Below are 12,643 nucleotides of genomic sequence, written 5' to 3' on the forward strand. Positions count from 1 at the left end.
TCCGGATCCTGTGCGCTGTCCGCACCCAATCTGGCGGCGCTCGCAACGTCAACTGGAATTATTGCAGTCATGATTTTTGGCTACCGCACTTCGCCTCGTTTCGAATTGCCCATCTTTGTCTGCATGAGTCCTAGATTATGAGCTCACATCGTCCCGGTTTCGGCTGCAGCTGGCTGCCCTATGTGTTGGTGCTGCCGCAGCTGCTGATTACCGCAATCTTCTTTCTGTGGCCCGCCGGCGAGGCGCTGTGGTACTCGGTCCAGAGCCTCGATCCCTTCGGCCTGTCCAGCCAGTTTGTCGGGCTGGATAACTTTACCCAGCTGTTCCAAGACCCTTACTACCTCGATTCGTTTTACACCACGCTGATTTTCAGCTTTCTGGTGGCGGGCATCGGGCTGGTGGTGTCGCTGTTCTTCGCCGCGCTGGTGGATTACGTACTGCGCGGCAGCCGCATCTACCGCACGCTGATGATCCTGCCTTACGCGGTGGCGCCGGCGGTGGCGGCGGTGCTGTGGATCTTCCTGTTCAACCCGGGGCTGGGGTTGATCACCCATTTCCTCAACGGGCTGGGCTACAGCTGGAACCATGCGCAAAACAGCGGACAGGCGATGTTCCTGGTGGTGCTGGCCTCGGTATGGCAGCAGATCAGCTATAACTTTCTGTTTTTCCTCGCGGCGTTGCAGTCTATCCCGCGCTCGCTGGTGGAGGCCGCCGCTATCGACGGCGCCGGCCCGGTACGGCGTTTCTTCAATTTGGTATTGCCGTTGATCACCCCGGTGAGCTTCTTCCTGCTGGTGGTCAATCTGGTGTACGCCTTCTTCGACACCTTCCCGGTGATCGACGCCGCCACCGGCGGCGGGCCGGTGCAGTCCACCACCACGCTGATCTACAAGATCTACCGCGAAGGCTTCGCCGGCCTGGATCTGTCCAGCTCCGCCGCGCAGTCGGTGATCCTGATGCTGCTGGTGATCGGTCTGACGGTGATCCAGTTCCGTTTCGTAGAACGTAAGGTGCGCTACCAATGATTGAGAATCGACGCGGGCTGGATATCTTCAGCCATGTGATGCTGATAATCGGCGTGCTGGTGGTGCTGTTCCCGCTGTACGTGGCCTTTGTCGCCGCCACGCTGGACGACAAACAGGTGTTCCAGGTGCCGATGACCCTGGTGCCGGGCGGCCACCTGTGGGAGAACATCCGCAATATCTGGCAGGGCGGCGTGGGCAACCTCAAGGTGCCGTTCTCGCTGCTGCTGCTGAACAGCGTGATCATGGCGCTGGCGATCACCTTCGGCAAAATTGTGGTGTCGGTGCTGTCGGCTTACGCCATCGTTTACTTCCGTTTTCCGCTGCGCAGCCTGTTTTTCTGGCTGATCTTCCTCACCCTGATGTTGCCGGTAGAGGTGCGCATCTTCCCGACGGTGGAGGTGATCTCCAACCTCAACCTGCTGGACAGCTACACCGGCCTGACGCTGCCGCTGATGGCCTCGGCCACCGCCACCTTCCTGCTGCGCCAGTTCTTCATGACGCTGCCGGACGAGTTGCTGGAAGCGGCGCGCATCGACGGCGCCGGGCCGATGCGCTTTTTCTGGGACATCGTGCTGCCGCTGTCGAAGACCAACCTGGCGGCGCTGTTCGTCATCACCTTCATCTACGGTTGGAACCAGTACCTGTGGCCGATCCTGATCGCCAGCGACGCCTCGATGGGCACCGCAGTGGCGGGCATCAAGAGCATGATCTCCACCTCCGGCGCGCCGACCCAGTGGAATCAGGTGATGGCGGCGATGATCTTGACCTTAATCCCACCGCTGGCGGTGGTTCTTCTGATGCAGCGCTGGTTTGTGCGCGGTCTCGTCGACAGCGAGAAGTAACGAGAGAAATTTTCACATGGCAGGTTTAAAACTACAGGCGGTCACCAAGTCTTACGACGGCAAAACGCCGGTGATCAAACAGATCGACCTCGATGTGGCGGACGGCGAGTTTATCGTGATGGTCGGCCCGTCCGGCTGCGGCAAATCCACGCTGCTGCGCATGGTGGCCGGGCTGGAGCGCACCACCAGCGGCGATATTTATATCGATAGCCAAAGGGTCACCGATCTGGAGCCGAAGGATCGCGGCATCGCGATGGTGTTCCAGAACTACGCCTTGTACCCGCACATGAGCGTGTACGACAACATGGCCTACGGCCTGAAGATCCGCGGGTTCGGCAAGGATCATATCCGTCAGCGGGTTGAGGAGGCGGCGCGCATTCTGGAGCTGGAGCCGCTGCTGCGGCGCAAGCCGCGCGAGCTGTCCGGCGGCCAGCGCCAGCGGGTGGCTATGGGGCGCGCCATCGTGCGCGAACCGGCGGTGTTTCTGTTCGACGAACCGCTGTCCAACCTGGACGCCAAGCTGCGGGTGCAGATGCGCCTCGAGCTGCAGCAGCTGCATCGCCGGCTGAAAACCACCAGCCTGTACGTGACGCACGACCAGGTGGAGGCGATGACCCTGGCGCAGCGGGTGATCGTGATGAACAAAGGGGTGGCGGAGCAAATCGGCACCCCGAGCGAAGTGTATCAGCGCCCGGCGTCGCTGTTCGTCGCCAGCTTTATCGGCTCGCCGGCGATGAACCTGCTGCCGGGCAGCCTGAGCGCCGACGGCGGCCAACTGCAGCTGGCGGGCGGCATGACGCTGACCTTGCCGCAGGCCAAACCTCAGTGGGCGGGGCGCCAGTTGACGTTGGGCATCCGCCCGGAGCATATTCGACTGGCCACGCGCGAGCAGGGCGGCGTGCCGCTGCAGCTGCAAACGCTGGAGCTGTTGGGCGCCGACAACCTGGCGCACGGGCAGTGGGGCGGCCACGGGGTGATCGCGCGTTTGACGCATGAAACCTTGCCGGCGGCGGGCAGTACGCTATATTTGCAGCTGCCTGCACAGGCGCTGCACTTTTTTGATACCCACAGCGGATTAAGGATGGAATGATGACCACAGCCTGGTCTTATCCTCATATCGTCGCCCACCGCGGCGGCGGTTCTCTGGCGCCGGAAAACACCCTGGCGGCGATCGACGTCGGCGCGCGCCACGGCCATAAAATGATCGAGTTTGACGCCAAGCTGGCGCAGGACGGGCAAATCTTCCTGCTGCATGACGATACCCTGGATCGCACCAGCAACGGCTGGGGCGTGGCGGGCGAACTGCCGTGGGACAAGCTGGTGCAGCTCGACGCCGGCAACTGGTACAGCTCGGCCTACAAGGGCGAGCGGCTGCCGCTGCTGTCGGACGTGGCGGAGCGTTGTCGGCAACACGGGCTGATGGCCAATATCGAAATCAAACCCACCACCGGTAGCGACGACGAAACCGGCCGGGTAGTGGCGCTGGCGGCGCGCCTGCTGTGGCAGGGGCAGACCGACCCGTTGCTGTCCTCGTTCTCGGTTGGGGCGCTGGCGGCGGCGCAGCGCACCGTACCGGACCTGCCGCGCGGGCTGTTGCTGGACGAATGGGACGACAACTGGCGTGAACTCACCGAACGATTGGGCTGCGTCTCCTTGCATATCAACCATAAAGAGCTGACCGCTGAACGGGTGGCGGCGCTGAAAGGCGCCGGGTTGCGCATTCTGGCGTATACCGTCAATCAGCCGCAACGCGCGCGCTTGCTGCTGGACTGGGGCGTTGACTGCATTTGTACCGACCGGATAGATTTGATCGGCCCGGATTTCTGAATTGCAGAGCATTGAGGAATAACGGCGCCCGTTGAAACCCGCGACGACATTGCCCGCCGCCGCGCCACCGGAAGGAATGTGATGTCCGCCTTTATCGTTTCACTGTGGCACCAGATAGTGCTGTCTTTACCGTTATTTGTGTTGATCGTGCTGGGATACGGCCTGATTCGCTGGGGGAAATGGCCTGCAGGAGTCACCGACGGCCTGACCCGCTTCGTTTTCTCCCTCGCGCTGCCGGCCATGCTGTTCCGCATGATGTGCGATTTCTCGCAGCGGCCGGCGGTGGACGCCCGGCTGCTGATCGCCTTCTTCGGCAGCTGCCTGGTGGTGTTCGTCGTCGGCCGCATCGCCGCCCGCCGGCTGTTCGGCCTGGACGGCGTGTCAGGTTCGGTGTTCGCGCTGGGCGGCATTTTCTCCAATAACGTGATGCTCGGCCTGCCGATCGCCAGCGTCATGCTCGGTGAGGCGGCGATCCCGTCGGTGGCGCTGGTGCTGGTGTTCAACGGCCTGATCCTGTGGACGCTGGTGACCGTTTCCATCGAATGGGCGCGCAACGGTTCGCCGACGCTGCGCGGCTTCATCAAAACCGCCCGCAGCGTACTGACCAACCCGCTGATTATCGGCATCCTGTCCGGCACCCTGTTCAGCCTCACCGGGCTGCCGCTGCCGGCGTTCGTCGATCAGCCGGTCAGCATGCTCGGCCAGGTGGCGGCGCCGTTGTCGCTGGTGGTGCTCGGCATGGGGCTGGCGGAATATCGCATCGGCGAAGGCTGGCAGCTGAGCAGCGCCATCTGTTTCCTCAAGCTGCTTGTGCAGCCGCTGGTGGTTTGGCTGCTGGCCTGGATGATGGACCTGCCGCCGATGGAAACCCGCGTGGTGGTGCTGTTGGGATCGATGGCGGTGGGGGTGAACGTTTATCTGATGTCGCGTCAGTTCAACGTGCTCACCGGCCCGGCCGCCACCAGCCTGGTGATGTCCACCGCGCTGGCGGCGATCACCACCCCTTTAATCCTCACCGTTATGGGCGTGCGGGCGTAGCCGGCAACGGCGCCTGCGGCACCGCCGGCGCCGTGCGTTGGAACGGATCGCGCGGCTGATTGCCGTTTGGCAGCGGCTGGCCGCCGTTTGGCGTGGTTTTCAGCAGCCGCTGTTGGTGGTTGTCGAACTGCCGCTGTTGCTGCAGGCGGCGCTGGTCCAGCTGCTGATTGTTCAGCATGCGCTGCTGCTGCGCCTGCTGGCTGCGCTGGTTGAGCAACTGCTGCTGTGAGTCGAGCTCGGTGACGCCGTTGGCCGCGGCCGCCAGACCGGGCAGCAGCAGGCCGAACAGAATGTGATAAGTTTTCATGATATTTACCTCGCCTTTCCATTAAGCCTAATCCAAGGGTGAAAATTTGCCGACAGTTTGCATTTCGAGCAGACGTCAACCGCCTTTTCGTTACCCCGCGCCGCGCCTTCCGTTACAATCGCCCTTTCTGAATTTTTAGGGTGAACCCATCGTGCTGCTTCTGGTGATGACTACCATTCTGTGGGCGTTCTCTTTCAGCCTGATCGGCGAATATCTGGCGGGCCATGTCGATAGCTGGTTCTCGGTGCTGATGCGCATCGGGCTGGCGGCGCTGGTATTTCTGCCGTTCCTGCGCTGGCGCAACCTTCGGCCAAAGGTGATCCTGCTGTATATGCTGGTGGGCGCCTGCCAGCTCGGCATCATGTACCTGTTCAGCTTCCGCGCCTATCTGTACCTGACGGTGCCGGAGTTCCTGCTGTTCACCGTGCTGACCCCGCTGTACGTCACGCTGATTTACGATCTGCTCAGCGGCCGGCGCCTGCGCTGGGGCTATGTGTTCAGCGCGCTGCTGGCGGTGCTGGGGGCGGCTATCATCCGTTACCATCAGCTGAGCGAGCATTTCTGGTGGGGCCTGCTGCTGGTGCAGGCGGCGAACATCAGCTTCGCCATCGGCATGGTCGGCTATAAGCGCCTGATGGAGGTGCACCCGCTGCCGCAGCACACCGCGTTCTCCTGGTTCTACCTGGGGGCGTTGGCGGTGGCGGTGGTGGCCTGGTGCCTGTGGGGCAATCCGCAGCAGCTGCCGACCACCAACCTGCAATGGGGGTGCTGATCTGGTTGGGGGCGGTGGCTTCCGGGCTGGGTTACTTCATGTGGAACTACGGCGCGACCCAGGTGGATGCAGGCACGCTGGGCATCATGAATAACATGCATGTGCCGGCCGGGCTGTTGGTGAACCTGGCCATCTGGCAGCAGCAACCGCATTGGCCCAGCTTTATCATCGGCGGGGCGGTGATCGTCGCGTCGCTGTGGGTGCATCGCCGCTGGGTGGCGCCGAAGCAGGTCGGCTGAAGCGACGGGCCGCCCAAGCGCAGGCGGCCCGAAGCGTTATGGCTGCGAGCCCAGCCCTTTGACGCCGGCGCCGCCGGGGATGGGGCGCGCCGCGTCGCGCACGAACGGCAGATGGTCGCAGGCGTGCTGGCGCGCAGAGCGGATAAAGGCTTCCGTCACCGCCTGACGCTGCTCGCCGTCGCGCACCGCGGCATACAGGCGGCTCCACAGGCCGTCGCCCAGGGTTTTGGTGACCACCAGCCCCTGGCGCTCAAAGCTTTCCACCACCCAGTGCGGCAGCGCCGCAATCCCCATCCGCGCCGATACCATTTGAATCAGCAGCAACGTGTTATCCACGCTTTTCAGCGCCGGGCTGACGCCCGCCGGCTGCAGGAAATGCCGCCAGATGTCCAGCCGCTGGCGCTGCACCGGGTAAATCAGCAGCGTTTCATCGCTGAGATCTTCCGGCTCAATGTGCGGCTTGCTCGCCAGCGGATGGTCCGGCGCCAGCACCAACCGCACCTCAAAATCAAACATCGGCGAATAATGCAGGCCGCTGCGCGGCAAGATGTCCGAGGTCAGCACCAGATCCAGCTCGCCCTGCTGCAGCGCCGGCTGCGGATCGAAGGTTACGCCGGACTTGAAGTCCATCACCACCTGCGGGAAGCGGAGGCGGAAGTTGTCCAGCGCCGGCGTCAGCCACTGGATGCAGCTGTGGCATTCAATCGCGATGCGCAACGTAGCCTGGTGCGGTTCGTGGCAGGCCAGCAGCGCCTGCTGGATCTGCGGCAGCACCTGCTCCGCCAGCTGTAACAGGATCTCGCCCTGCGCGGTGAAGCGCAGCGGCTGGCTTTTGCGAACGAACAGCTTGAAGCCCAGGCGCTGCTCCAGATCGCTGAACTGATGCGACAGGGCAGATTGCGTCTGGTGAAGTTGGGCCGCCGCCGCCGCCAGCGAACCGGTGTTGCGCAGAGCCTGCAGCGTCCGTAAGTGTTTCAGTTCGATCATGAGAGTCCTTCACAGTGACAGTGAATAAATTGCGCTTGTGGTTAATACAGTACCTGCGGATTATGGATGTGTAAACATCTGGACGGCTAAATGGGGAATATGACGATGGCAATTTTAAATCACACGCTGGGTTTTCCGCGCGTTGGGCTACGACGTGAACTGAAAAAAGCTCAGGAAAGCTACTGGGCTGGCAACTCAACGCAGGAAGAACTGCTGGCGGTTGGCCGCGAGCTGCGCGCTCGCCATTGGCAACAGCAACAGCAGGCCGGAGTGGATTTGGTGCCGGTCGGCGATTTCGCTTGGTACGACCACGTGTTGACCACCAGCCTGCTGCTGGGCAACGTGCCGGCGCGTCATCAGAATGCGGACGGCGCTATCGATCTGGATACGCTGTTTCGCATCGGCCGCGGCCGCGCCCCGAGTGGCGAACCGGCGGCGGCGGCGGAAATGACCAAGTGGTTCAACACCAACTACCACTACATGGTGCCTGAGTTTCACCAGGGCCAGCAGTTCAAACTGGGCTGGACCCAGCTGCTGGACGAAGTTGACGAAGCGCTGGCGCTGGGCCACAAGATCAAGCCGGTGTTGCTGGGCCCGGTAACTTACCTGTGGCTGGGCAAAGTGAAGGGCGAGCAGTTCGACCGCCTGTCGCTGTTGAAGGACATTCTGCCCGTTTACCAACAGGTGCTGGCCGAGCTGGCCAGGCGCGGCGTCGAATGGGTGCAGATCGACGAACCGGCACTGGTGCTGGAGCTGCCGCAGGAATGGCTGGCCGCCTTCAAGCCGGCTTACGACGCGCTGCAGGGCCAGGCCAAGCTGCTGCTGACCACCTATTTCGACAGCGTCGGCCATAACCTCGAGACGGTCCGCGCCCTGCCGGTGCAGGGGCTGCACGTCGATCTGGTCGCCGGCCACGACGATATCGCCGCCTTGAACGACGCGCTGCCAAAAGAGTGGCTGCTGTCGCTGGGCGCGATCAACGGCCGCAACGTCTGGCGCGCCGATCTGAGCGACTGGTTCGAACGCCTGCAGCCGCTGGTGGGTAGCCGACCGCTGTGGATCGGCAGCTCTTGTTCGCTGCTGCACAGCCCGATCGACCTGAGCGTGGAAAGCCGCCTGGACGACGAAGTGAAGAGCTGGTTCGCCTTCGCGCTGCAGAAATGCGCCGAACTGGCGCTGCTGAGCTCGGCGCTGAATGCGCCGGGTGCGGCGAAACAGGCCGAACTGGACGCCTACAGCGCGCCAATCCGCGCCCGCCGCCAGTCCAGTCGGGTGCACAATGCGCAGGTGGAACAACGTCTGGCGGCGATCACCGCGCAGGACAGCGAGCGCCGGCGCCCTTACGCCGAGCGCGCCCAGGCGCAGCGTGAGCGCTTCCACCTGCCGGCCTGGCCGACCACCACCATCGGCTCGTTCCCGCAGACCACCGAGATCCGCAGCCTGCGCCTGGACTTCAAACAGGGGCGACTGGACGGCAACAACTACCGCACCAGCATCGGCGAACACATCAAACAGGCGATCGTCGAGCAGGAGCGCCTGGGGCTGGACGTGCTGGTGCACGGCGAAGCCGAGCGCAACGACATGGTGGAATACTTCGGCGAGAACCTCGACGGCTTCGTTTTCACCCAGAACGGCTGGGTGCAGAGCTACGGTTCCCGCTGCGTGAAGCCGCCGGTGATCATCGGCGACATCAGCCGCCCGGAAGCCATCACCGTCGAGTGGGCGAAATACGCCCAGTCGCTGACCGACAAACCGGTGAAAGGCATGCTGACCGGGCCGGTGACCATCCTGTGCTGGTCGTTCCCGCGTGAGGACGTGACCCGTGAAGTGATCGCCAGGCAGATCGCCCTGGCGCTGCGCGACGAAGTGGCAGACCTGGAGAAAGCCGGCATCGGCATCATCCAGATCGACGAGCCTGCGCTGCGCGAAGGCCTGCCGCTGCGCCAATCCGACTGGGCCGCTTACCTGAACTGGGCGGTGGACGCTTTCAAACTGAACGCCGCCGTGGCGCAGGATGATACCCAGATCCACACCCATATGTGTTACTGCGAGTTCAACGACATCATGGACTCCATCGCGGCGCTGGATGCCGACGTGATCACCATCGAAACCTCGCGTTCCGATATGGATCTGCTGGAAGCCTTCAAGGAGTTCGAATACCCGAATGAAATCGGCCCGGGCGTGTACGACATCCACTCGCCGAACGTGCCGAGCGTGGAATGGATCGAAGCGCTGCTGCGCAAAGCCGCGCAGAACATCCCGGCGGAGCGCCTGTGGGTAAACCCGGACTGCGGCCTGAAAACCCGCGGCTGGCCGGAAACCCGGCAGTCGTTGGCCAACATGGTGCTGGCGGCGCAGCGCCTGCGCGAGCAACGAGCCTGATCGCGGCGCGGCGGTCGGGCATCGGGGCCGCCGTGCATTGAGGTTCTGGTGTGATGATATTGGGCGCCCAGGCGCCCCTTTTTATGTCTGCAGACGGCCGCCGCAGCCGCCGAGGAGGGGATTACTCGACGCCGGCCACGCCGTGCTGCGCGAACCAGTCCAGCATGCGTCGCCAGCCGTCTGCCGCCGCTTCGGCGTTATAACTCGGACGATAATCGGCGTTGAAGGCGTGCCCTGCCTCGGGGTAGACCACGATTTCCGCCTCGGCGTTGGCGGCGCGGATCGCCTGACGCATGGTTTCCACTGTCTCCTGCGGAATGCTGCCGTCCTGCCCGCCATACAGCCCCAGCACCGGCGCCGACAGCTGGGTCGCAACGTCCACCGGCTGCTTCGGCGAATTCAGCGTTTTTTCACCCACCAGCTTGCCGTACCAGGCGACCGCGGCTTTCAGCTGCGGGTTGTGCGCGGCGTACAGCCAGGTGATGCGGCCGCCCCAGCAGAAGCCGGTTATCGCCAGTTTGCCGGCGTCGCCGCCGTGGCGCGTTGCCCAGTGGGCGGCATGGTCCAGATCCGACAGCACCTGGCGGTCCGGCACCTTGGTCACCAACTGCTGGAACAGCTCGCCGATGTCGCTGTAGTCGTTGGCGTCGCCCTGGCGGAAGTAGAGTTCCGGCGCTATTGCCAGATAACCCTGCTTGGCCAGGCGGCGGCACAGATCCTGAATATGTTCGTGCACGCCGAAGATTTCCTGCACCACCAGCACCACCGGGAAGGGGCCACCGTGGTCGGCGGGTTTGGCGATGTAGGCCGGCAGTTCATCGCCCTGGGAGGGGATGGTGGTTTGCCCGGCGTGAATGCCCTGTTCGTCGGTGAGAATAGCGGAGGCGGCCAACGGTGCGGCGGCCGGGGCGAATCCCCCCGCGGCCTGTTGTAATGTCATCACGTGGTCGGTTTTCATTGCGGTCTCCGTGCAATAGAAAAAAACGCTGAGATTAACTATAGGAAAGATTACCCGTTATTGGCATCGAGTGGAGCACTTTCGGCCAAGTCGGTAAAAAACGGCTAATTATCTGGCTTTACGGCATTTTTAAGCCCTTTTTATCATGCTATTGCGCATTTTGGCCCCTGTAAGTGCCATAAGGTGCGTTAGGCGCCTTTTTTGTCGCTAAGTCACCGATAGAATGCGGTTATTCCCTTCCTGCGGCCAAAGGATTTCGGCAGGCGGGCGGCCGCCTCGGTGGGGCAGCGCGCAGGACAGCGGCGAAGTGGGTTCGTCGGCTAGGCTGGTGGTGTTTATCGTTGGGGCGTTAACCTGATTTTTGTGATAAAAATCACAATTATTATGTAGTTTGATTTCTGTTTCTTTGCTCATGGTGATTGCCGTCACGAAATTGACCGGCAGTTTTCAGTAGAGTGCTTTTTTGTTCCTCCCAATAAACATGATCCATGAGGAGTCTCGTATGTCTCAATCTGACGTTTTTCATCTCGGCCTCACCAAAAGTGATTTACAAGGGGCTCAGCTTGCCATCGTGCCGGGCGATCCGCAGCGCGTAGAGAAAATTGCCAAGCTGATGGAAAATCCGGTGCATCTGGCCTCCCATCGTGAATTCACCACCTGGCGCGCGGAGCTGGACGGCAAGGCGGTGATCGTCTGCTCTACCGGCATCGGCGGCCCATCCACCTCGATTGCGGTGGAAGAGCTGGCGCAGCTGGGCATTCGCACCTTCCTGCGCATCGGCACCACCGGCGCCATTCAGTCCGACATCAACGTCGGCGATGTGCTGGTCACCACCGCGGCGGTGCGTCTTGACGGCGCGAGCCTGCACTTCGCGCCGATGGAGTTCCCGGCGGTCGCGGACTTTGCCTGCACCACCGCGCTGGTGGAAGCGGCCAAAGCCAGCGGCGCCACTACCCATATTGGCGTGACCGCGTCTTCCGATACCTTCTACCCGGGCCAGGAGCGCTACGACACTTACTCCGGCCGCGTGGTCAGCCGTTTCAAAGGCTCGATGGAAGAATGGCAGGCGATGGGCGTGATGAACTATGAAATGGAATCCGCCACCCTGCTGACCATGTGCGCCAGCCAGGGCCTGCGCGCCGGTATGGTCGCCGGGGTGATCGTCAACCGTACCCAGCAAGAGATCCCGAACGCGGAAACCATGAAAAACACCGAAAGCAAAGCGGTGCAGATCGTGGTGGACGCCGCGCGCCGCCTGCTGTAATCCCCTGTTGTTCAACGGGTCGCTCTGCGGCCCGTTTTTCCATTCGCGGTTAATCTGTTACGGTTATAGCCATCGGCGTCACGCCGACGGCCGCAGCGTTATTGCATGTTGGCCGCCGCCGCAGCGCGTTGTCAAACCATAACAATGAGGACGTTTATGACCGCCCAAATCCTGCTTCACCCTTCGCTTGCGCCGCTCGACGGCGGTATCAACTTTCGCGATTTTGGCGGCAACGGCGTGGCCGATGGGCGCCGCATCAAACGCGGCCTGCTGTTCCGTTCCGGCTCGCTCGAGCGGCTGACGGAGAAAGACTGCGAGTTTCTGGCCGGCGTGCCGGTGCGATCGGTGCTGGACTACCGCGACGCCGACGAGGTGCAGGCCAAGCCGGATATCCTGTGGCGCGGCGCCGATTATCACCACGTGCCGGCCAACCCGCTGAGCAACGAGGTCAACGCCAACCTGGAAAAGCTCACCAGCGAAACGCTGGCCGGCTTTGACGCCCGGGCGTTCATGCTGGAGCTGTATCGCCGCCTGCCGTTCGGCAATGCGGCCTACAAGCGGCTGGCGCAGCTGCTGAGCAACCCCGGCGACGGCGCGATTGTGCAGCACTGCGCGGTGGGTAAAGACCGCACCGGGATAGGTTCGGCGCTGGTGTTGTTTGCGCTGGGCGCCGACGAAGCGACGGTGACCGAAGATTACCTGCTGACCGAAACCACGCTGGCGACCTTTCGCGAGCAGATGTTGGATCAGCTGTCGATCCGCTTGAACGCGGCCGCGCTCGGGCAGTTCGCCTACGTGCTGAGCGCGCGCGAAGAGTTTCTGATGACCGCCCTGAGCTGCATCCGCGAACAATACGGCTCTACCGATCGCTGGCTGGAGGCGGAGTACGGTCTGGGGGCGGCCCAGCGCGAAACGCTGCAGGCGTTTTACCTCGAGTAAACCGCCTGATGTTTAGCCGGGGTTTAACTCGTTCCGGCTGACATTGCGTATCCTTGGCGGTGG

The 12,643-nt window shown here is 62.6% G+C and carries 12 protein-coding genes and 1 pseudogene; 9 read left to right on the top strand and 4 right to left on the bottom strand.

The window, feature by feature from the left end:
* Positions 1-137: 137 nt before the first annotated feature.
* From ugpA to D7I37_RS08270, 5 genes are all read left to right on the top strand, one after another.
* Positions 138-1,025: a sn-glycerol-3-phosphate ABC transporter permease UgpA gene (gene ugpA / locus D7I37_RS08250; protein ID WP_061798764.1), complete on the top strand. Its 888-nt coding sequence runs from the start codon at positions 138-140 to the stop codon at positions 1,023-1,025.
* Entirely contained in the window at positions 1,022-1,867 is an 846-nt protein-coding gene (gene ugpE, locus D7I37_RS08255) for a sn-glycerol-3-phosphate ABC transporter permease UgpE (RefSeq protein ID WP_061798762.1), read from the top strand. The genes ugpA and ugpE overlap by 4 nt, the downstream gene beginning before the upstream one ends.
* Positions 1,868-1,883: 16 nt before the next feature.
* Positions 1,884-2,957: a sn-glycerol-3-phosphate import ATP-binding protein UgpC gene (locus D7I37_RS08260; protein ID WP_061798761.1), complete on the top strand. Its 1,074-nt coding sequence runs from the start codon at positions 1,884-1,886 to the stop codon at positions 2,955-2,957.
* Positions 2,957-3,694 carry a glycerophosphodiester phosphodiesterase gene (gene ugpQ, locus D7I37_RS08265; protein ID WP_129544755.1) on the top strand — a complete coding sequence of 246 codons (738 nt, stop codon included), beginning with the start codon at positions 2,957-2,959 and terminating at the stop codon, positions 3,692-3,694. Before D7I37_RS08260 ends, ugpQ begins: the two co-directional genes overlap by 1 nt.
* Before the next feature lie 81 nt (positions 3,695-3,775).
* Positions 3,776-4,732 carry an AEC family transporter gene (locus tag D7I37_RS08270; protein WP_129543533.1) on the top strand — a complete coding sequence of 319 codons (957 nt, stop codon included), beginning with the start codon at positions 3,776-3,778 and terminating at the stop codon, positions 4,730-4,732.
* Here D7I37_RS08270 and D7I37_RS08275 read toward each other — a convergent pair.
* A complete protein-coding gene (locus D7I37_RS08275) occupies positions 4,713-5,039 on the bottom strand; it encodes a hypothetical protein (RefSeq protein ID WP_061798757.1) in 327 nt (108 codons plus the stop codon). The genes D7I37_RS08270 and D7I37_RS08275 overlap by 20 nt on opposite strands.
* 151 nt (positions 5,040-5,190) lie before the next feature.
* On the opposite strand from D7I37_RS08275, the pseudogene D7I37_RS08280 reads away from it, so the two are divergent.
* A pseudogene (locus D7I37_RS08280) lies at positions 5,191-6,050 on the top strand (carboxylate/amino acid/amine transporter).
* 36 nt (positions 6,051-6,086) lie between these two features.
* On the opposite strand, the gene metR reads toward D7I37_RS08280, so the two are convergent.
* A complete protein-coding gene (gene metR / locus D7I37_RS08285; protein WP_061798753.1) occupies positions 6,087-7,037 on the bottom strand; it encodes an HTH-type transcriptional regulator MetR in 951 nt (316 codons plus the stop codon).
* 90 nt (positions 7,038-7,127) lie between these two features.
* On the opposite strand from metR, the gene metE reads away from it, so the two are divergent.
* Positions 7,128-9,419 (top strand): 5-methyltetrahydropteroyltriglutamate--homocysteine S-methyltransferase, encoded by a 2,292-nt coding sequence (metE, locus tag D7I37_RS08290; protein WP_165283089.1) that lies wholly within the window; start codon positions 7,128-7,130, stop codon positions 9,417-9,419.
* 121 nt (positions 9,420-9,540) lie between these two features.
* Here the strand turns inward: metE and D7I37_RS08295 are convergent, their stop codons facing one another.
* The gene (locus D7I37_RS08295; RefSeq protein ID WP_061798750.1) at positions 9,541-10,377 is read right to left on the bottom strand and encodes a dienelactone hydrolase family protein; all 837 of its coding nucleotides are present in this window, start codon (positions 10,375-10,377) and stop codon (positions 9,541-9,543) included.
* A gap of 207 nt (positions 10,378-10,584) precedes the next feature.
* The gene (locus D7I37_RS08300) at positions 10,585-10,791 is read right to left on the bottom strand and encodes a hypothetical protein (protein ID WP_129543535.1); all 207 of its coding nucleotides are present in this window, start codon (positions 10,789-10,791) and stop codon (positions 10,585-10,587) included.
* Positions 10,792-10,879: 88 nt separating this feature from the next.
* Here D7I37_RS08300 and udp point away from each other — a divergent pair, with 88 nt between their 5' ends.
* Positions 10,880-11,641 (top strand): uridine phosphorylase, encoded by a 762-nt coding sequence (udp, locus tag D7I37_RS08305; protein ID WP_061798748.1) that lies wholly within the window; start codon positions 10,880-10,882, stop codon positions 11,639-11,641.
* Between the two features lie 156 nt (positions 11,642-11,797).
* Positions 11,798-12,580 (top strand): tyrosine-protein phosphatase, encoded by a 783-nt coding sequence (locus tag D7I37_RS08310; protein ID WP_061798747.1) that lies wholly within the window; start codon positions 11,798-11,800, stop codon positions 12,578-12,580.
* Positions 12,581-12,643 lie beyond the last annotated feature (63 nt).

The sequence above is a fragment of the Serratia sp. 1D1416 genome, from assembly GCF_003641105.1.
Lineage (GTDB): Bacteria > Pseudomonadota > Gammaproteobacteria > Enterobacterales > Enterobacteriaceae > Serratia > Serratia ficaria.

What these genes read in the sequence shown, in the direction of transcription:
- ugpA (WP_061798764.1), top strand. Translation starts at nt 138, where the DNA reads ATGAGCTCACATCGTCCCGGTTTCGGCTGCAGCTGGCTGCCCTATGTG.
- ugpE (WP_061798762.1), top strand. Translation starts at nt 1,022, where the DNA reads ATGATTGAGAATCGACGCGGGCTGGATATCTTCAGCCATGTGATGCTG.
- D7I37_RS08260 (WP_061798761.1), top strand. Translation starts at nt 1,884, where the DNA reads ATGGCAGGTTTAAAACTACAGGCGGTCACCAAGTCTTACGACGGCAAA.
- ugpQ (WP_129544755.1), top strand. Translation starts at nt 2,957, where the DNA reads ATGACCACAGCCTGGTCTTATCCTCATATCGTCGCCCACCGCGGCGGC.
- D7I37_RS08270 (WP_129543533.1), top strand. Translation starts at nt 3,776, where the DNA reads ATGTCCGCCTTTATCGTTTCACTGTGGCACCAGATAGTGCTGTCTTTA.
- D7I37_RS08275 (WP_061798757.1), bottom strand. Translation starts at nt 5,039, where the DNA reads ATGAAAACTTATCACATTCTGTTCGGCCTGCTGCTGCCCGGTCTGGCG.
- metR (WP_061798753.1), bottom strand. Translation starts at nt 7,037, where the DNA reads ATGATCGAACTGAAACACTTACGGACGCTGCAGGCTCTGCGCAACACC.
- metE (WP_165283089.1), top strand. Translation starts at nt 7,128, where the DNA reads ATGGGGAATATGACGATGGCAATTTTAAATCACACGCTGGGTTTTCCG.
- D7I37_RS08295 (WP_061798750.1), bottom strand. Translation starts at nt 10,377, where the DNA reads ATGAAAACCGACCACGTGATGACATTACAACAGGCCGCGGGGGGATTC.
- D7I37_RS08300 (WP_129543535.1), bottom strand. Translation starts at nt 10,791, where the DNA reads ATGAGCAAAGAAACAGAAATCAAACTACATAATAATTGTGATTTTTAT.
- udp (WP_061798748.1), top strand. Translation starts at nt 10,880, where the DNA reads ATGTCTCAATCTGACGTTTTTCATCTCGGCCTCACCAAAAGTGATTTA.
- D7I37_RS08310 (WP_061798747.1), top strand. Translation starts at nt 11,798, where the DNA reads ATGACCGCCCAAATCCTGCTTCACCCTTCGCTTGCGCCGCTCGACGGC.